Annotated in this window: 15 protein-coding genes and 1 riboswitch; of the genes, 10 read left to right on the top strand and 5 right to left on the bottom strand. The window is 52.9% G+C overall.

Features of this window, described 5'->3' with window-relative positions; translation table 11 throughout:
- Positions 1-11: 11 nt before the first annotated feature.
- Positions 12-587, top strand: coding sequence for an alpha-ribazole phosphatase (gene cobC / locus ACIKP9_RS09320; protein ID WP_400881700.1), 576 nt, complete (start codon positions 12-14; stop codon positions 585-587).
- A gap of 16 nt (positions 588-603) precedes the next feature.
- Here the strand turns inward: cobC and cobD are convergent, their stop codons facing one another.
- Together cobD and cbiB are read right to left on the bottom strand one after the other, a co-directional pair.
- A complete protein-coding gene (cobD, locus tag ACIKP9_RS09315) occupies positions 604-1,587 on the bottom strand; it encodes a threonine-phosphate decarboxylase CobD (protein ID WP_400881698.1) in 984 nt (327 codons plus the stop codon).
- The gene (gene cbiB / locus ACIKP9_RS09310; RefSeq protein ID WP_400881696.1) at positions 1,580-2,533 is read right to left on the bottom strand and encodes an adenosylcobinamide-phosphate synthase CbiB; all 954 of its coding nucleotides are present in this window, start codon (positions 2,531-2,533) and stop codon (positions 1,580-1,582) included. The genes cobD and cbiB overlap by 8 nt, the downstream gene beginning before the upstream one ends.
- Before the next feature lie 14 nt (positions 2,534-2,547).
- On the opposite strand from cbiB, the gene ACIKP9_RS09305 reads away from it, so the two are divergent.
- The 8 genes from ACIKP9_RS09305 to ACIKP9_RS09270 all read left to right on the top strand — a co-directional run bounded on the left by ACIKP9_RS09305 (position 2,548) and on the right by ACIKP9_RS09270 (position 13,158).
- A complete protein-coding gene (locus ACIKP9_RS09305) occupies positions 2,548-4,005 on the top strand; it encodes a cobyric acid synthase (protein ID WP_400881923.1) in 1,458 nt (485 codons plus the stop codon).
- 86 nt (positions 4,006-4,091) lie between these two features.
- Entirely contained in the window at positions 4,092-4,592 is a 501-nt protein-coding gene (locus tag ACIKP9_RS09300; RefSeq protein WP_400881694.1) for a sigma-70 family RNA polymerase sigma factor, read from the top strand.
- Between the two features lie 6 nt (positions 4,593-4,598).
- Positions 4,599-5,633 (top strand): FecR domain-containing protein, encoded by a 1,035-nt coding sequence (locus ACIKP9_RS09295; RefSeq protein WP_400881692.1) that lies wholly within the window; start codon positions 4,599-4,601, stop codon positions 5,631-5,633.
- A 123-nt stretch (positions 5,634-5,756) separates the two neighbouring features.
- Positions 5,757-8,207 carry a TonB-dependent siderophore receptor gene (locus ACIKP9_RS09290; protein WP_400881690.1) on the top strand — a complete coding sequence of 817 codons (2,451 nt, stop codon included), beginning with the start codon at positions 5,757-5,759 and terminating at the stop codon, positions 8,205-8,207.
- A gap of 120 nt (positions 8,208-8,327) precedes the next feature.
- On the top strand, positions 8,328-8,855 hold the full coding sequence (locus tag ACIKP9_RS09285) for a sigma-70 family RNA polymerase sigma factor (protein WP_400881688.1): 528 nt from the start codon (positions 8,328-8,330) through the stop codon (positions 8,853-8,855).
- A gap of 17 nt (positions 8,856-8,872) precedes the next feature.
- Positions 8,873-9,832 carry a FecR domain-containing protein gene (locus ACIKP9_RS09280; protein ID WP_400881686.1) on the top strand — a complete coding sequence of 320 codons (960 nt, stop codon included), beginning with the start codon at positions 8,873-8,875 and terminating at the stop codon, positions 9,830-9,832.
- Between the two features lie 105 nt (positions 9,833-9,937).
- Entirely contained in the window at positions 9,938-12,433 is a 2,496-nt protein-coding gene (locus ACIKP9_RS09275; protein WP_400881684.1) for a TonB-dependent siderophore receptor, read from the top strand.
- A 110-nt stretch (positions 12,434-12,543) separates the two neighbouring features.
- Positions 12,544-13,158 (top strand): hypothetical protein, encoded by a 615-nt coding sequence (locus tag ACIKP9_RS09270; protein ID WP_400881682.1) that lies wholly within the window; start codon positions 12,544-12,546, stop codon positions 13,156-13,158.
- Here ACIKP9_RS09270 and ACIKP9_RS09265 read toward each other — a convergent pair.
- The 3 genes from ACIKP9_RS09265 to ACIKP9_RS09255 form a co-directional block, all read right to left on the bottom strand.
- Positions 13,145-14,575, bottom strand: a complete 1,431-nt coding sequence (locus ACIKP9_RS09265) for a PepSY domain-containing protein (RefSeq protein ID WP_400881680.1) — start codon at positions 14,573-14,575, stop codon at positions 13,145-13,147. The two genes, ACIKP9_RS09270 and ACIKP9_RS09265, sit on opposite strands and share 14 nt — an antisense overlap.
- Before the next feature lie 18 nt (positions 14,576-14,593).
- Positions 14,594-16,684, bottom strand: coding sequence for a TonB-dependent receptor (locus tag ACIKP9_RS09260; RefSeq protein ID WP_400881678.1), 2,091 nt, complete (start codon positions 16,682-16,684; stop codon positions 14,594-14,596).
- A gap of 209 nt (positions 16,685-16,893) precedes the next feature.
- A riboswitch (cobalamin riboswitch) is annotated at positions 16,894-17,106 on the bottom strand.
- A 46-nt stretch (positions 17,107-17,152) separates the two neighbouring features.
- Positions 17,153-17,365 carry an RNA-binding S4 domain-containing protein gene (locus tag ACIKP9_RS09255; protein WP_230348230.1) on the bottom strand — a complete coding sequence of 71 codons (213 nt, stop codon included), beginning with the start codon at positions 17,363-17,365 and terminating at the stop codon, positions 17,153-17,155.
- A gap of 115 nt (positions 17,366-17,480) precedes the next feature.
- Here ACIKP9_RS09255 and ACIKP9_RS09250 point away from each other — a divergent pair, with 115 nt between their 5' ends.
- Positions 17,481-18,113: a DUF4202 domain-containing protein gene (locus tag ACIKP9_RS09250; protein ID WP_400881674.1), complete on the top strand. Its 633-nt coding sequence runs from the start codon at positions 17,481-17,483 to the stop codon at positions 18,111-18,113.
- Positions 18,114-18,129: the final 16 nt, after the last annotated feature.

Genomic DNA, 18,129 nt, shown 5'->3' with positions numbered 1-18,129 from the left:
GAGTAAGTGATTTGGAAATTTATCTGGTGCGTCATACGACGCCTGCCGTGTTGCCTGGCACATGCTATGGGCATAGCGATGTTGATGTGACGGAAACTTTCCTTGCCGAGTTTGAAGCCTTGCATCCTAAACTCGGGCATTTGAGTAACCCCGTGATTTATAGCAGCCCCTTGCAGCGTTGCGTCAAGTTGGCAGAGGCGATGGCGGCGACATTCAGCCCGCAAATCACGGTAAAGACCGATACCAGGCTCAAGGAGCTGAATTTCGGCGATTGGGAAATGCAGTCCTGGAACGATATTCCGCGTGGCCTGGTGGATGTTTGGGCAGAAGATCATGTGCGCCACGTGCCACCGAACGGGGAATCATTCTTGCAGCTGTCACAGCGTGCGCAAGCCTTTATTGCCGAGTTGCATCACGATGACCAGCCAGCGCTGGTGTTCACGCATGCAGGTGTCATCCGTGCCTTGACGGGGTATGCGCTGGCATTGCCTTTGGTACACACGTTTAAATTACAGGTAGATTATGCCAGCGTGAGCAAGATCATTCTGGATGACCGTGTCACCAAGGTAGCCTACGTGAATCGCTAAGCGGGTGTGAGTCAGGCTAGCCTATGGCGAGTGCTTGCAGCACCTGACGCAGCTTGTCCCAGCCAGCTGTGGTAGGTAGGCCAATGCGTAGCCCTTGCTGGGCAGGGAAGTGGCGTGTCCATATCCCCTGGCTCGCTAGCTGGGTATGCCAATCCTCAGCATGATCTGGTTTCAGCCATTGAAACAATGCGCAACCATTGAGCGCACCCAGGCCAGATTCTTGCAGTAACGCAGCCAGTTGTTGGCTTTCGTTGAGTAGCCGCGCGCGGTTCTGCTGTTGCCAGTTCACATCCGCCAAGGCTGCTTGGGCCACGATTCTCGCAGGGCCAGTGATAGGCCATGGCCCTAAAATATCTGCTACGCTGCGCAACAATCCAGGCTCGGCAAGCAGAAACCCGACCCTGGCACCGGCGAGGCCAAAAAATTTCCCCAATGAACGTAAGATAATCAGGCCCGGCAAGTGGCTGTATGCGGCCAGGCTATGCTCCGGGGTTGTATCCATAAAGGCTTCATCAACAATGAGCCAGCCACCATGCTGGGCCAGTGCCTGGTGCCAGGTCAGTAGCGTTTCCGGGGAAATCAGCCGAGCAGTGGGATTGTTAGGGTTGCACAGGATCAGTACGTCGATACTGGCGAGTTCGCTGGTTTCGGGCAGGTGCAGGAGTTCACTGACGTGATGCCCTTGTTGCCGCCAGGCATGTGCGTGCTCTGCATACATGGGGCCAAGGAAGCTTACCCGGCATGTCGCGCGTAACCTGGGCAATGTTTGTATTGCGGCTTGCGAGCCTGCGGTCGTCAGCAGGTGCTGGGCACCGTAATACTCTGCCGCAATGTCCTCTAGTTGTTGGTTGGTTTCTGGCAGGCGTTGCCAGGCTGCTGCGGGAATGTCGGGCACCGGGTAGCCATGCGGGTTGATACCGGTGGAAAGATCTAACCAATCTGCTAATGCGATGCTGTATTGCTGGCTCGCCTGGTGCAAGTTGCCGCCGTGCTCAAGCATGGCAGGCCCCGATCAAGGCGTAAGCCACGATCATCACTAAACACCACAGCACAATGCTGCGGTTCACCAGCCTCACCGCGGCATCAATGCTGTGTGCTGAGGCAGCTGGCCCGGTGCCTAGCGTGGGGCGTATTTTATCTTCCCCGTGATAGCGCGCTTTGCCACCCAGTGTGACCTGCAAAGCGCCAGCGCCTGCTGCCATTACCGGCCCCGCATTGGGGCTGTACCACAGTCGTGCTTGCTGCCACCAGCACGATAATCCACTCCTGGTATGCCCACACAGCGCGTAGCTCAAGGCTGTCAGCCTGGCGGGGATGAGGTTGAGCAAGTCGTCCAACCGTGCGGCGGCCCAGCCGAAATAAAGAAAGCGCGGAGTGCGGTAGCCCCACATGGCGTCTAGCGTGTTGGCGAGCCTGAACAACAGTGCGCCTGATCCGCCTAAGAGCACAAACCAGAATATCGCACCAAAAATGGCATCATTGCCGTTTTCCAGCACCGATTCCACGCTGGCGGTGGCAATGTCACGTTCGTCCAGTTCAGTGGTGTCGCGACTTACAATCATCCCCACGGCATGGCGTGCGGCAGGTAAATCTTGCTGTGCGAGTGCGTGGTAAATGCGCAAGGCGTGCTCCTTGAGGCTGCGCGTGCCGATGGCAAAATATAGCAATACGATGTCGAGTAGCCAGCCATAGGTGAGTTGCGTGAGCCAGTAGGCTAACGCGCATGCTGGCAGCAGCAAGGCCAGCCAGGCTAGCAGGCCCATCAGGCGCGCCATGAGTGGCGTATGTTGGCGGTTGAGGCGCTTTTCCAGTGCGGAGGCCAGATTGCCAAACCCCACCAGCGGGTGCCAGCGCCCAGGCTCGCCTAGCAGCCGATCCAGCAACAGAGCGGCGATCAGCAGGGCTGGGGTTGCGAGGAAACTAATGGGATAATGGGCCAATGACATATGCCAACACATTGATGGTTCAGGGCACCACCTCCGATGCGGGCAAAAGCACGCTGGTGGCTGCGTTATGCCGGGTATTGTACCGCAGGGGCGTGCGTGTCGTGCCATTCAAGCCGCAGAACATGGCGCTCAATTCCGCCGTGACCAGCGATGGTGGCGAGATAGGCCGTGCGCAGGCGGTGCAGGCGCAGGCGTGTGGCTTGCAACCACATACCGACATGAACCCGGTGCTGCTCAAGCCGAATACCGATACCGGCTGCCAAGTCATTATTCATGGCAAGGTACTCACCAATCTTGAGGCTACGGCCTACCATGCCTACAAGCCCAAGGCGCGCGAAGCCGTGCTGGCGTCATGGCAGCGGCTACGCGAGCAGTATGAGTGCATCATTGTCGAGGGTGCGGGTAGCCCTGCGGAAATCAACCTGCGGCAGAACGATATTGCCAACATGGGCTTTGCCGAAGCGGCAGATTGTCCCGTGATCCTCATCGCGGATATTGATCGCGGCGGCGTATTCGCCCATATCGTTGGCACCATGGCCTTGCTCTCCGAGTCGGAAAGAAAGCGCGTTGTTGGCTTTGTCATCAATCGCTTCCGCGGTGATATTGCCTTGCTGCAACCCGGCCTGGATTGGCTGGAGCAGGAAACCGGCAAGCCCGTGCTCGGCGTGCTGCCCTACCTGCGCAACCTGCATCTCGAAGCCGAAGATAGCGTGGCGAGAAGCACCCCGGAAAAATCGCAGACCTGGCTACGCGTCATTGCCCCCGTGCTGCCGCATGTCAGTAACCACACTGACATGGACGCCCTGCGCATGCACCCGCATGTCGATTTTCAGTTTATTGAGCTCAATGAGCCTGTGCCGCCAGCCGACCTGATCATTCTGCCTGGCAGCAAAAATGTACGTGGCGACCTGGCCGTGCTTGAGGCCCATGGCTGGCGCGATAAGATCGCCCGCCACCTGCGCTATGGCGGCAAGGTGCTTGGTATTTGCGGCGGCTTCCAGATGCTGGGTCGGCATATTCACGATCCACATGGCATGGAGGGTGATGCTGGCTCCAGCGATGGTTTTGGCTGGCTGGAGATGGAAACCACGCTCACCAAGGAAAAGCACCTCAAACAAGTCGAAGGCAAACTTACTTTTGCCGAGGCGACGGTCACCGGCTACGAAATCCACATGGGCGTCAGTAGCGGCCCAGCCCTCAAGCGCCCGTTGCTGCATCTGGGCACCCAGCCAGAAGGGGCTCTGAGTGAAGATAGCCAGATAGCGGGCACTTACCTGCATGGCTTGTTTGACCATGCCGAGGCCACCCAGGCCTGGCTGGATTGGGCAGGTTACAACCAGCTGAAACAGGCGCAAGAAGAAATTGCTCACTACGATTACACCGCTCTGCGCGAAGCCAGCCTGGAGCGCCTGGCGGATGAAGTGGAACAGCATCTGGATTGGAGCAAGTTGCAGCCATATTTGCCTAGATAGGCAAAGGCAATAATCATTTCAGGGCTGTGCCTTCATCCCTGGATTTGCATTAGAATGCGAACAATTCTTATTGTATTGCTTTCGCCATGTCTGTCGATCAGCCGCAATCTTTGCATAGTCTGTATCACCATCATCATCGCTGGTTGCATGATTGGTTGCGGCGCAAGCTGGGTGACTCCTTCTTGGCGGATGACCTCGCGCAAGATACTTTTGTCAGCATCATGTCCGCCAATGCCTCAGATGACATCCGGGAACCGCGGCCTTTCCTAGTGACGATAGCGCGACGCTTGATGGCCCATCGTTATCGGCGGCAATTATTGGAAGCCAGTTACCTGGAAATGCTTTCTTGCTTGCCGGAAGCGATGGTGCCCGCACCTGAAATACGGCTGATGGCGCTGGAAGCTTTGCAACAGGTTGATAAAGCGCTGGATGGTTTGCCGCCACAAGTGAGAGAGGCGTTCTTACTGGCTCATCTGGAGGGCTTGAGTTATGCGGCTATTGCCGAGCGTCTGCAAGTGTCTACCAGCTCGGTGAAGCAATACCTTACCAAGGCCAACCGTCAGTGTTTGTTCGCATTGGCTGTGTAACGCCCCATGACCCTACCTGATTCCCGTGATGTGTCGGTACCCATGCTGTTAGTGGGTGGAAGGCTAATCAAGGCAGCTGCAGCGGATGAGGCTGCCGAATGGCTGACCTTGCTGATGTCGGACGAAGCAACGCAGGAAGAGAAGCAACGCTGGCAGCAATGGCGCGAGGCTGATCCTGACCATGAGCATGCATGGTCGCATATAGAGGCCGTGACTGGCTGGCTTGGGGGCATGCAACCACAGGCGGCTTATGGCGCACTCTCGCCTTATGCCCAATCCAACACGCCGAAGTTACCGGGTCGGCGCAAGATGATTAGTTTGTTGTCATTCGGCGCAATTGCCATCTCCAGCGGCGCACTAGTCTCGCGTAGCAGCTTTTGGCAGAGACGCACTGCTGATTATCACACTGCAGCAGGTGAGCAACGTAGCCTGACACTTGACGATGGCACCGTGGTGACCTTGAATACCGCCAGTGCAATAGACGTGCGCTTTGATGCGCATGCCCGTGTTGTTCACCTTGTGGCTGGTGAAATAGCACTTCTTACTCGGCATGCCGCCGCTGGTGCTCCTGCCGACCCCAGACCCTTGTATGTGTACACTGCGCAAGGCCGCATACAGGCCTTGGGTACGCATTTTGTCGTGCGGCAGTGGGATGGGCATAGCACTGTAGCGGTGTTGCAGAGTGCCGTGGATGTTGTGCTTACTGATAATCCAGCAAACCATCGCGTTGTACAACAGGGCGAACGCCTGCTTTTTACCAGCACCAGTCTGGGTGCGCCAGTGCCTCTGGATGAGCAAGCATTGGGTTGGCTCAAAGGCCAGATTATTGCCGACAATATCCGCCTAGGCGACTTCATGGCAGAGCTGGCACGCTATCTCCCCGGCATTGTGCGCTGCGATCCTGCGATAGCAGATTTGCGCTTTTCTGGCGTATTTCCATTAAACGATATTGACCGAATTTTAGCGACGCTACCCAGCGTGCTGCCGGTGCGCGTGCAGTTGCGCACCCGGTATTGGGTGACGTTGACCAGTGCTGAATAAATAAAATGATCGCATCAATCTGCCCGATTGATGATTTCGCGGCACTTACCTTGTGAGGGAATTGATTTTTATTTTCAAACAAGGGGAAGTTATATGCCAGCCCGGCAATTACATCAGCGCAGCATGACATCATTGAACACAGCCACGCTATCTAACATAGGTATACCAAGGCGATCTATTGCTGGTGCTTTATCCGTATTGTTTTCCACCAGTCTATATCTCGCTATACCAGGGATTGGGCAGGCTGAGCCTGCGGCAGCAAATCACAGTATTGAGGCAAGCCAGCATTACAGCATCCCGGCTGGGCCTTTGGCACCGGCTTTGCGTCAACTCGCCAGCAACAGCAATGTGCTACTGACCTTTACCGATGTGCAAACTGCAGGGAAAACGACAGCAGGCATAGCCGGACAATACACACTATCAGCCGCGTTATCCGCTTTGCTGGCAGGGACGGGAATGCAGGCGGTACAGGTAAGCGGTGGTGGTTATGTGTTGCGAGCAGCGCCAGAAGTTGGCGTGAGCACGTTGCCCGAGGTGGCGATCAAGGCAAGCAGGGAGCCAGAGGAAAAGGCTACAGGGCCCGTGCGTGGCTATGTGGCCAAGCGCAGCGCCACGGGCACGAAAACAGATACGCCTATCATCGAAACACCGCAATCTATTACAGTGATTGGTCAGGAAGAAATGCAGACACTGGGCGCACAAAGTCTGCAGGATGCATTGAGCTACGCAGCAGGGGTGAGCCGGGCGGAAGGTCTGGATAGAACCACGGATAGTTTCTTCTTGCGTGGGTTTCGTACCAATGTTGGTAGTACCTACAGGGATGGTAGCTTATACACCGTGAATATCTACAATGGGCGGCAAGAAACCTATGGGTTGGAGCGTATTGAGCTGCTGAAAGGGGCTGCTTCTGTGTTGTATGGTAGCGCTGGGCCGGGTGGCATTATCAATACCGTGAGTAAGCGTCCGACGATTGAGCCATTGCGCGAGTTGAGTGTTCAGCTAGGCAGCTTTGATCGTAAGCAGGTAGCGGGTGATTTTGGTGGCGCATTGGATAAAAATGGCGAGTGGTCATATCGCCTGACTTTCCTCAAGCGTGATAGCAATACCTTTGTCGATTATGTGCCTGATGACCGCGTCTATATTGCGCCTGCACTCAAATGGCAACCGAGTACGGATACTTCCTTGACCTTGCTGAGTGAATATCAGGAGGACAAGACGAGTTATGTTTATGGCCTGCCTGGTGCTGGCACTGTGAATCCCAACCCCAACGGCAGGATAAAGCGTAGTTTGTTTCCTGGTGAGCCAGGCTATGACAAGTTCGACGTGAAGCGTTACTCAGTGGGCTATTTGTTCGAGCATGCGTTCAATGACCAGCTCAAGCTGAGAAACAACGTGCGTTACTATCATGCAAGGAATGAATATAACTCCGCTGATATCTGGCAATTGCTCAATGATCAAAGAACCACGCGTTTCCGCGGTGCCCAAGACCGTGAGGACACATCATCGGCAATTACCGCTGATACATCGTTACAGTACCAATTCGCACATGGTAGCGTGCAACATACTGCCTTGGTAGGTGTCGATATTGCCACGCTTAGGCATCAGGACAAACGCTACAACCGGGATGGCGTGTCTCTGGATCTTTATGCTCCTGTTTATGGTGGTGCTTTAAGTGATGCAGTTCCTGCAAGTAACTCAGCCGTTACTAAAACAAGGCGCCAGGGCGTTTATGTGCAGGATCAAATCAAGATCGCCGAGAAATGGGTAGTCTTGCTGGGTGGTCGCTATGACACTGTCAATCAAGATGGAAAAGCCTTGTTTACCGGTGAGAAATGGGCAGATGATGAAAAGAGTTACGCCTTCACCGGACGGGCTGGTGTAGTGTATCTCGCAGACAATGGTCTTGCACCGTTTGTCAGCTATAGCGAATCTTTTGAACCAACCACGGGCACGGATCGCACTGGCAGCCGTTTTAAGCCTACCGAAGGCAAGCAGATTGAAGTGGGCCTGCGCTATCAACCCAGCGGCTCGGATACCTTGTTGTCAGCTGCGATGTATCAACTGACACGTGAAAACGTCACGGTGGCTGATCCTGGTGGTCCCGCTTTCTCCATACAGGCTGGCAAAGCAAGATCCAGAGGCCTGGAACTTGAAGCGCGTACGCGAGTTGGTCAGCACGCCAACCTGATTGCTGCTTATGCCTATACTGACGCGCGCACAACACAAGCCAGCCCATTGTACCCAGAGCAAGAGGGGCAACGGTTGGATAGTGTGCCGTTTAACCAGTTATCTTTGTGGGGAGATTACAGCTTAGCCGCATTCGCATTGCCTGATTTGAAAATTGGCGCTGGTTTGCGCTATGTAGACGAAACCCGTGGCATGGGGCATGGCACGGCGGTGAGTGTGCCAGCCTTCACCTTGCTGGATGCGATGGCAAGCTATACAACAGGCGCATGGAGGTTGGCGTTGAACATCACCAACCTGACAGACAAGACCTATGTTGCCAGTTGTACCTATGGCTGTTTCTACGGCGAACCACGCAAGGCTGTGTTGTCTGCGACTTATCGCTGGTAATAGATTGCACTGAGTTTTAATCGAAAAGCACTCCGAGGGGTGCTTTTCTTTTGCTCAGGGTTTGCCATGTCATGATGCAATCCAATAAAATGAGAATCATTTTTATGTGATAAGCATTCCATGCCACCCGATAGCTCCACGGTTCAACAAGCCATCAGTTCGCTTTACTCCTTGCATCATGGCTGGTTGCAGGATTGGTTGCGGCGCAAACTGGGTGATGGTGCAGATGCTGCCGATGTGGCGCAAGATACGTTTATGCGCATTTTGACGGCGCCGGAGCATATCGCCGAGAAGCAGGCGGGGTGGGCGTTACAGGAGCCGCGTGCTTATCTCACTGTGGTGGCCAAGCGCCTAATGGCGAATCTGTATCGTCGGCGGGCATTGGAGCAAGCTTATCTTGACTCCCTCGCACTCATGCCGGAGCTGGCGGTGCCTTCTGCCGAGCACCAGCTTGTGATCCTGGAAACCCTGCAACAGATCGACAATATGCTGGATGGCTTGCCAAGAAAAGTGCGGGCGGCTTTTCTGCTTGCCCAGCTTGAGGGCATGACCTATGCGCAGATTGCCGCACAGTTGGACACCAGCGAGCGCACCATTAAGCGCTATATGGTGCAGGCCATGGCGCAATGCATTCTGCTGGCACCATGAAACATATGGATGAGGCGATGGATAAAGCCATAGCCTTGCAAGCAGCGGAATGGTTTTTCCGTTTGCAGGAGGCGGAAGCCTCTGAAGCTGATCAACGTGCTTGTGCTGCCTGGCGTGCAGCCGACCCTATGCACGAAACGGCCTGGCAGCGAGCGCAGCAGGTGAGTGGCATGCTGGGCGGTGTGCCCGGTAAGCTGGCGCATGCCACCTTGCAGCGCAGCCATGTTGAAAGCCGCCGCAATGCGATCAAGGCAATGGCGTTGCTGGTAGTGGCAGGAGGGGCTGCTTGGCAAGGCTCGCGTAGCGAGCCAGTGCGGCTACGCTTGGCGCAATACAGCACGCGTACTGGGGAACTTAGGCAAATCCACCTTGCCGATGGCACTTTGGTGCACCTCAATACCTCCACTGGCATCAATACTGCTATTAATGCTCAGCAGCGGTTGATTGAGCTGGAAATGGGAGAGGTATTGATCCAGACAGGTAAAGCTGGATCAGCTGGTCATGCAGCATATCGCCCATTGGTGATAGCAACAAGGTATGGGCAATTGCAGCCTTTGGGTACTCGTTTCATTGTGCGGCAGTCTGCGGATGATATTCGGCTTTCTGTATTGGAGGGTGCGGTAGCAATTACCACGCGTGAAGGCCATCAACAGGTTATAGAGGCAGGTAGGCAAACACGTTTTAATGACCATGTCATCATGCCGCCTGTTGCTTTGGCAGATCATGCAGATAGCTGGACACGAGGTGTTCTGCATGTGCGCGAAATGCGTCTTGTGGATTTCGCTTCCGAACTTGCACGTTATCGACACGGCGTGGTGCGCTGCTCAACTGAAGTGGCAGATATCCGGATTTCTGGTGCGTTTCAGATTGCGGATACTGATCAGGTATTTGCCAGCCTGCCTATGATGGTGCCTGTGAAAGTCAGCTATCTCACGCGTTATTGGATTAGTGTCAACGCAGCTAATGCAGGGATTTAGCATTTCAAGACAAGATAGCTGGAAATTTTTTCAAGTGGTGTCCCCTTTATTGATTTGGCGTGTGAAGTGAATTGAAAGCAATTCTTATTCACTAAAGGGGAATTCATGTATCCGCAACATCAACGTCACCTACTGCGTCAGGCAGTCCAAGGTGCGTTTCTTATTTTTACCATGACTAGTGCTACTCTGGGTTTTGCCTCCACCGCATTTGCAGAAGAGCAAAAGCAAGTGAGTAACTACCAGATCAAGGCTGGCACATTAGAGCAAGTGCTAAGTGACTTTGCGGGTGCTGCAGGGGTGAGTATTACATTGCCGCCAACGCTGGTAGATGGCAGAACGAGTACAGGACTGAGGGGTTCTTATAGTGTGCAGCAGGGCTTTAATACGCTTCTGACTGGGACTGGCTTGCAAGTTGTGAACACAACTACGGGTGTTTATCTCTTGCAAAAAACCCAGACAGTTTCCAGCCAAAAGACAAGTGATGCGGCAACATTGCCAGAAGTGCAGGTCTCTGTTGCCAGTGATAAAAACGTCATGAGCGAAGAAACCGGTTCCTATACCGTGAAATCATCAGCGACCGCGACACGCTTCAATCTTTCTCTGCGAGAAACGCCGCAGTCGGTGAGTATCATTACGCGTCAGCAAATGGATGATCAAGGCCTGACCAGTATTGCGGATGTATTGCAGCAGACACCTGGCATTACTGTGAATCGTGAGAATACCGAGGGTTATAGTTTTTACGTACGTGGGTTCCAGGTACAGAATTTCCAGTTTGATGGGGTGCCCAGCTTATCCAGTGATGGGGGCAATGTTCGTGATAACTACAGTATCACGAATGCTGCAATCTATGACCGTGTCGAAGTGCTCAAAGGGGCAACTGGATTATTAAATGGTGCGGGCTACCCCTCGGGTGTAATTAATTTTGTTCGTAAACGTCCAACGGCTGAGTTCCAAGGGCATCTCATGCTCGGGGCTGGTTCGTGGGATAACTATCGTGCTGAACTGGATTTGTCTGGAGCATTAATTGAGGATGGCCGTATCAGGGGCAGAGTAGTCTCTGTGTTGCAGGATCAAGGCAGCTTCATGGATTATGCGCGTAGCGAGCAGAATATTTTCTATGGCATCCTAGAGGCTGACCTGACTGATAACACCAAGGCCTCACTCGGGATAGACTACCAGCAGAACAATAACGATGCGACTACCAACTCACATTTGCCCACCTTCTTCACTGATGGTTCGATTGCTAAATTCAAGCGCGATACCAATCCAGCAGATAAGTGGGCGTATCGTGATCAAAAAACCCAAAGAATATTTACCGATCTAGAGCACCGTTTTGACAATGATTGGGTAGTCAAAGCAACCGTGAGCCATCGAGACTATACTTCCAAAGAGCTCATTTCAGGAATGGCAAGTCCTTCCTCGACAGGGTTGATTAACGTGGTTGATCACAGTGCTCCACATGGTTTCTACGTTGGGGGTGCAGCTAGATTTAATACTGATACCAAAGAAAACGGCATAGACCTGATGGCTAAGGGTGAATATTCTTTGTTTGGTCGCAGCCATGAATTGGTATTCGGCTACAACTTTGCCAAAACTGAGTCCAGGTCACGCCGTTATGATGGGGATACGGATAGCACGGTCAGTGATGTCTTCAATTGGAATAATAATGCTACCAAACCAAGTCGGTTTGATTGGTGGCTTACCCATGATGTGGATGTGAAACAGACTGTATTTTATGCAGCTACGGCACTAAAACCTACTGACTATCTTTCTATGATTGTCGGTGCGCGCGTAACCAATTATGAATGGTCTTTGCAGAGTAGCAATGCACTACCTAGAACAGCGCTATATGATACCAAGGTCAGTGGTGAGGTCACGCCTTACGCGGGTGTGACCTTGGATGTTGATTCATATCATTCTGTGTATTTCAGCTACACCGACATCTTTAAACCACAGGCTTACAATTTCAACGCCGCAGGTCAGCAGCTTGACCCATTGACCGGTAAAAGCTATGAAATAGGCGGCAAGGGAGAATATTTCGATGGCAAGCTGAATGCCAGCATTGCCTATTTTCAGATAAAACAGGATAACTTTGCCATTCTGGATCCTAGTGGTGCGGCAACACCTACTGGTGGTTCAGCGATGATTGCGGCCAAGGGTGTTGAAACCAGAGGTATAGAGTTGGAAATGTCTGGTGAGGTTCTTCCGCGTTGGCAAGTGCTGGCAGGCTATACGTATCGTCATTCCGTCGATGCCAATGACGAGCGTGTGAGTACTAACCAGCCGCTCAGTCTGTTCAAGCTGGCTACTCACTATCGTTTCGCAGGTATGCTTAATAAACTGTCGGTGGGAGGCAACCTCAATTGGCAGAATGGTACTTACTTCAACTTTGCTGTGAATAATGCCACTTGGAAGTTTGAGCAGGATGCCTATGCAGTGGTGGGTGTTAATGCCACGTATGACATCAACCCTAAATTGAGAATGCTGCTGCAGGTGAACAACCTTTTCGACAAGCATTACTACAGCGGTATTGGCAATTACAATACTGTGTTCTATGGAGCACCGCGTAATGCAATGCTGACATTGCGTTATCAGTTCTAGCTATTGCTGATGGCATGTACAAGCACTCTTTCGAGAGTGCTTTTTTTTGTGCTTCTCAAGCAGGCTATAATTCTATCCTGGCAGTCTAATACCGATAGAGATGTGGTGACATGATGAGTAATGTGGTCGAAAGTAGTGAAAATGCAGGAAAAAAGCTAGGCATCATTGCTTTATTACTTTCTGTTTTCTGCGTGCCGTTGCTGGGCGTGGTGGTTGGTGTCTTTGCGTTGTTCAAGTCACGGGCCGCTGGGCAAAGCAATTTGTTTGCAATCCTGGCGATCATCATCAATGCGATCTACACTATCCTGTTGTTATTTTTCCTGGTCAGCATCTTTGCTGTCTCCAAGGCGGTGGTTGAGCAGCGCCAGCAGGAGGATGCGCTGGAAGCATTAACCCTGCAACAGCAACAGGCGGAACGTGCGGCTGGCCATGTGGATACTGATCGTATTGCGGAGGAGTTGCAGGCCAAACTGGAAATGTTTCACCAGGCGCATGGGGTTTACCCATCCTTCGGCAAGCTCTTGTCCGAACGTGGGCCGCTGGCATTGAGCGAGGAGCAGCGCGAGGTATTGGTCAGCACTGCCACGCCGCGTAGCACGCGCGTGGGGTTTCAGTCCTGTGTTGCGTCCAATGGCGTGAGTAGTGGTGTGATGCTCCGGCCAGGCTCTGGCAATGCTCCGTTGATCGTGGGGGATTGCAGCAACATCGCGGCTAGACGCGAGTAAGCCTGCGCCAGCCCATCACCATGCCTGCGGCGGTGAGGATGACTCCCCCAATCGAGAACAGGATCACGACAATCCAGCGCGGGATTTCTGCATTATCTAGCGGCGCGAAATCAAGACGGTGTAGCGCTGCAAACAGCCAGCGGTAGGTGCGGCTGCTATTGTCCTGTGATGCCACGATGCGCGTGGTGGCTAGGTCAACGTAATAGCTGGTGGCAGAAGCATCATCCAGGTCGATGCGGATGACCAGGGACACAGCTTCCAGCCGTTTGCCGTAGTAATACCGGTCGCCATGCGTGAGCAGCGTGGCTGTTTTAACTTGAGCCTCGGGGAGCAGCCCTGCTGCCTGGGTTGCAAGTGCTGTGGTGGTCAGTGGAGCCAGGCGAGTACCAGTGTGTGCATTGAACATCAAGGTGCGATGCTGCGCAAGGCCGAGCAAAAGAGGTTTCCCGGCAAAATATATCCATTCAATCTCGCCAATTTTTTCTGGGGAATCTATCTGCGCTGGCAAGGTTGGCAATGGCCCGTAGCCAGGCTTGCCTGCCCAATGCTGTGATTCTTCTGTACTGAGCTTCCTGCCGGAAAACATATCGAACGGCTTCATCGACAGCCAGCCACTGAACAGCCAGGTCAGGCATAACACACCTGCGAGCAGGCCAGAAACATGGTGCCATTTGGCCCAGCCGCGATAGGGCGTCATACGGCCACCCTTGTAGCGGCGACGCAGGCGCAAGCGGTCTATGCCCAGCCAGATGCCCATCAGACTCATGGCCGTGGCGGGGAAGGACAGCCACATGACGATTTGACGCCAGGCTTCGTGATGATCAAAACGCAACGGCGTGAAATAAATCCAATGGATGATGGAGCCCAGCCAGTTCCAGGCACGTTCGCTACGTGAGGTATCCAGCACGACTTCAGCCGTGCGGCTGGATAAATACAACACGTCCCCGTTACTGAAACTCACGCGATGCAAAGGCCGATGCGGATGAAGTGAGGACGAGATTGACCATTGATCGCGCTCGATTAACTCGATATTGTTGATCGATAAGCCAGGCAAGAAAGTCTGCGCAGATGCGCGAATGGTGTCTGGCGTTACATGCAGTGATTCGCCATGATCGGCCCAGATAGACTGCCAATGATCTTCATACAAAGCATGATAAATCGGCCTTCCCTGGTGCATCGTCAGCCGGAGTTTGTCCGGCTCCCTTCCAAGCATCATCGCGACCTGATGCGGCGTGATGTTTACTTGCTCGGGTGCCACTGTTTCCAGACGAGGTATGCGTTCTTCCTGCGTGAGTTTGGGGTAGGCCACAAACAGCATAACCACCCCGGAAATAAACCAGAGCAACACCAGCACCCCAAGCGCTATCCCCAGCCAGCGATGCCAGAGGTGGAGATTACGCATGGAAAAGAGCTTCATGGTGCTGTGCTCCGGAGCTTAGTAGCGGAACTCGGCAGTTAGCTCGAGCTGGCGGGGTGTGCCTACGATGGCTTGGTCGGTATATGTGGCTCGAATGCCATATAGTTTGTCAGTAATGTTGCGTAAATTGGCGCGCAAGGTCATACGAGGGTTGACATGCCATGCAGCACTGGCATCAAACACGGTATAAGCATCCAGACTATTGCTATTGGCATTGTTGACGTAACGTTTGCCGACATAACGAGCACCCACTCCAGCCTCCCATGTTGGCTGTGTGTAATACACCCAGGCATTTGCGACTTTTTCTGGTACGTTTTCAGGAGTGTTCCCAGCTCTAGAGATTGCAGTATCTCCTTCTTTCAGCTCATCAAAACGTGCATTGAGCAGTGTAGCATTGAAATCTAGGCGCCAAGCCTTCGTAGGCAGAACGGTGGTTGAGAACTCAATGCCGCGTGATGATTGCGAGCCTCCTTGTGCGGGATTCAAGGGGTTATCTTGATTACGCGTGATAATGTCATCTTTAACGATATGAAACGCTGCCAATGTCATCTCACCCTTGGCTTCTGGCAATAGATATTTCCAGCCAATTTCTGTTTGACGTGCCTTGGTCAGGCTGAACAATCGATTTGCCAGATTCATGCTGATTAGGTGCCTGACAGGGTCGGTGCCACGGCTAGTTTGTGCATAGACCGAGGCATGTTCAGTTGCTTGGAATACTGCGCCTAATCGCCATGTTAGTGCTGCGTAATCTCTGGAGAAGTTAGCGGCATTCGTTGGGTCAACGGAAATATCGATAAACTCCTTACGCAAACCAATCAGTAACTTAAGTTTGTCTGTAGCATCCCATGCATTTTCAGCGAAGAAAGCATTTTGATTGGCTTTGGAACTGTAAGTACGGCTTGCATTGAGCGAGCTTGGGAAGAAGCCTGTAAAACCGGCATTCACTGGTAATGTATCCGTTGGGCTTGTGCCGGAAATATAATAATCCAGGTCTGTGCGAGAGATTTCCCAGCCCATGTTCCAGCGATTACTATGTCCAAACAGTTCTGCAGAAGATACAAGCTCTAATCGGTTTCCTGATTGACGGGCATCATGGGTAATATCGTAGAAGTTATCACGAGTGACAATATTGCTTGCCGGGTTGAGTAGTCTATAACGCTCAGCTGTCACCCAATCACGATCTGTCTTGAACCAATAGCTTACGTTGCGTAGAGATAGGGTTGAGGAAATATCCCACTCCACCTTTGCCTTGAAGCGAGTATCACGAAAATCCATTACCGTATCTTCTATGTTCAGGTTGGTTTTGCGGAAAGCAGAAACCAGCTTGCCATTACGCAATGGTGAGCCAAAATTGGCAGTGGGAGATTCGTCAGAGTGATCTAGTGTGAATCCAATCTTGAGGTGGTCGGTTGGTGTGAGTTGCAAGGCAGTCATGATTTTCTTGCTGTCATGCTCGCCGCGGTCAATAAAACCATTACCGCCAGTCGTTGATGCATCAAGGCGGAAGGCACCGATTTCCCCGACTGCGCCAGTGCCGCCAATCCCAATACGATACTCACCTCGTGTACCGATACCAACCAGTGCTTCTGCGGAAGCCTCACGCTTGGGTTGTTTGCGAATACTGTTGATAATTCCACCGGCGGTGGCATCACCGTATAGCACAGAAGCAGGGCCTCGTAATACTTCCACACTTTCGTAACCCCAAATGTCAGAAGGGTAGGTAAGCGTGCCGCCAATCGTCATGAGACGTATACCATCTTCGGCTTGACCGACAGAACTGTTATCAGTAAATCCGCGTGAGGAAAATGCATTGCCACGGCCAGGTGTTGATACATCGGTGAGGCCTGTAGTGCGTGTAATAGCATCACGGATGCTGAAATCACCTCGCTTCTTGATTGTCTCAGTGTCTAGAGATTCCACGCTGGCTGGTGTTTCTTGTGCAGTGAGTCCCAGACGACTACCAGTTGAGTTTCTTTTTGTCAGATTCAGGCCGGGTTTGTCTTGAGATGTTTTGACCTGAACCTCTTCCAGCGTGGTTTCTTCCGCCAGCGCCCCGCTGGAGAAGATGGTCATCAAGGCGCTGGCCAGGATGTAGTGACGATTTTTCATTATTTGCTCCCAATGTGATAGTTCAGCATGACGACGTCATGTGGAAATCAGCCATCTGGTAGGGGCAAGAGGGGGCAATGCATGCAAAGCGGCCACAATGGCAGCTCAACTTGAGGGCAATGATAAAGCCCTCAAAATACATACATCAATGAGTACGAATGAATGTGGTGAACATTCGCCGATTTCAGGACACCCCGCCCTTGCTCGAACAACATGACTGACTTGCGGCAGGTCTCCTGACTCTCGGGTCATCGTCTTGTTTGCGGCCTTCCCGGATCAATATCCAGTGGCAAGAAATGCAAACAGACTCACCGATTACAGTTGCGGGGGCAGTTCCGGATTACGATCATGATGTCTTCACCGGATTCCCTATTAATTTCCCCCTCTTGACGATGGGGAAAACCGTAAGTGGGGCGGATTCTACGGGCGGGAGGTGGAAAGGTCAATGAAAATCATAGGGTTGCTGCTTTATGCTTGAGGCAGCACGGTGATGGTCTGACCCATGCACTCCACCACTTGGCCAGCGCGGATTTTGGCGGTTTTGCGTTGTTCTGGCTGACCATCGACAGTGACTAGGCCCTCCGCCACCATGGTTTTGCCTCGACCACCAGAATCAGCGATGCCAGTGAGTTTGAGCAGGTTGCACAGTTCGATATAGTCGTCACGCAGGGTGAATTCCATGGGGTCATGCCTTGAGGTTGAATGCCCGCGATTAGATCATGTTTTCTAGCATGGTGAAACGAGTGTGCGCTGCTTTCACGTAAAATAAGGCCTGGTTCATCAACAAGGGTATGTCATGCAGCATTTTTCTCCACCAGCATTCGGGTCACGCTTCACCCAGGCGATCACCACATTTGATGCACGCAATGCCCGCGACCCAAACCAGACCTTGGTTGATGGTGTCGCAACGCCGAAGGAGCTGGCCTATGCCCAGCGCATGACGGAGATGCTGCAACGCTACCAGCCCGATGCGCCCGAAACACTGCACTTGGCAGCCCGTTGTCAGCACATTGAGCGCTGGACCTTGCCACGCGATGCTTACCCGATGACCAAGCCTGGCTATCACCAATGGCGGCGCAAGCTCAAGGAATATCATGCCGAAGTGGCAAGTGAGATCATGCAGCAGGCGGGATATGACGCAGAGGCGATCGCACGTGTTACCAGGCTGGTGAGCAAGGATGCGCCGCTGGCGGATGCCGAGATGCAGGTGCTGGAAGATGTGATCGTGATGGTATTTGTCGAGTATTACCTTGAGGAATTCGTCGCCCAGCACCCGGAGTACGATGTGCCGAAATGGAAGGATATTTTACGTAAGACCCTGCGCAAGGTATCCAAAGCCGGACACCAAGCCTTGCTGACCCAGGTGAAATTACCTCAGGCGTTGGTGCCGCTGATCCAGGAAGTCATGACGGAGGAGGGCTGGTTATAAGCCTGCACGAGCGATA

Source organism: Methylobacillus methanolivorans (genome assembly GCF_044751345.1).
GTDB lineage: Bacteria > Pseudomonadota > Gammaproteobacteria > Burkholderiales > Methylophilaceae > Methylobacillus > Methylobacillus methanolivorans.
The sequence above is the reverse complement of the archived record's forward strand: the minus strand, read 5'-3'. Positions and strand labels throughout refer to the sequence as shown.

What these genes read in the sequence shown, in the direction of transcription:
- cobD (WP_400881698.1), bottom strand. Translation starts at nt 1,587, where the DNA reads ATGCTTGAGCACGGCGGCAACTTGCACCAGGCGAGCCAGCAATACAGC.
- cbiB (WP_400881696.1), bottom strand. Translation starts at nt 2,533, where the DNA reads ATGTCATTGGCCCATTATCCCATTAGTTTCCTCGCAACCCCAGCCCTG.
- ACIKP9_RS09305 (WP_400881923.1), top strand. Translation starts at nt 2,548, where the DNA reads ATGGTTCAGGGCACCACCTCCGATGCGGGCAAAAGCACGCTGGTGGCT.
- ACIKP9_RS09300 (WP_400881694.1), top strand. Translation starts at nt 4,092, where the DNA reads ATGTCTGTCGATCAGCCGCAATCTTTGCATAGTCTGTATCACCATCAT.
- ACIKP9_RS09295 (WP_400881692.1), top strand. Translation starts at nt 4,599, where the DNA reads ATGACCCTACCTGATTCCCGTGATGTGTCGGTACCCATGCTGTTAGTG.
- ACIKP9_RS09290 (WP_400881690.1), top strand. Translation starts at nt 5,757, where the DNA reads ATGACATCATTGAACACAGCCACGCTATCTAACATAGGTATACCAAGG.
- ACIKP9_RS09285 (WP_400881688.1), top strand. Translation starts at nt 8,328, where the DNA reads ATGCCACCCGATAGCTCCACGGTTCAACAAGCCATCAGTTCGCTTTAC.
- ACIKP9_RS09280 (WP_400881686.1), top strand. Translation starts at nt 8,873, where the DNA reads ATGGATAAAGCCATAGCCTTGCAAGCAGCGGAATGGTTTTTCCGTTTG.
- ACIKP9_RS09275 (WP_400881684.1), top strand. Translation starts at nt 9,938, where the DNA reads ATGTATCCGCAACATCAACGTCACCTACTGCGTCAGGCAGTCCAAGGT.
- ACIKP9_RS09270 (WP_400881682.1), top strand. Translation starts at nt 12,544, where the DNA reads ATGATGAGTAATGTGGTCGAAAGTAGTGAAAATGCAGGAAAAAAGCTA.
- ACIKP9_RS09265 (WP_400881680.1), bottom strand. Translation starts at nt 14,575, where the DNA reads ATGAAGCTCTTTTCCATGCGTAATCTCCACCTCTGGCATCGCTGGCTG.
- ACIKP9_RS09260 (WP_400881678.1), bottom strand. Translation starts at nt 16,684, where the DNA reads ATGAAAAATCGTCACTACATCCTGGCCAGCGCCTTGATGACCATCTTC.
- ACIKP9_RS09255 (WP_230348230.1), bottom strand. Translation starts at nt 17,365, where the DNA reads ATGGAATTCACCCTGCGTGACGACTATATCGAACTGTGCAACCTGCTC.
- ACIKP9_RS09250 (WP_400881674.1), top strand. Translation starts at nt 17,481, where the DNA reads ATGCAGCATTTTTCTCCACCAGCATTCGGGTCACGCTTCACCCAGGCG.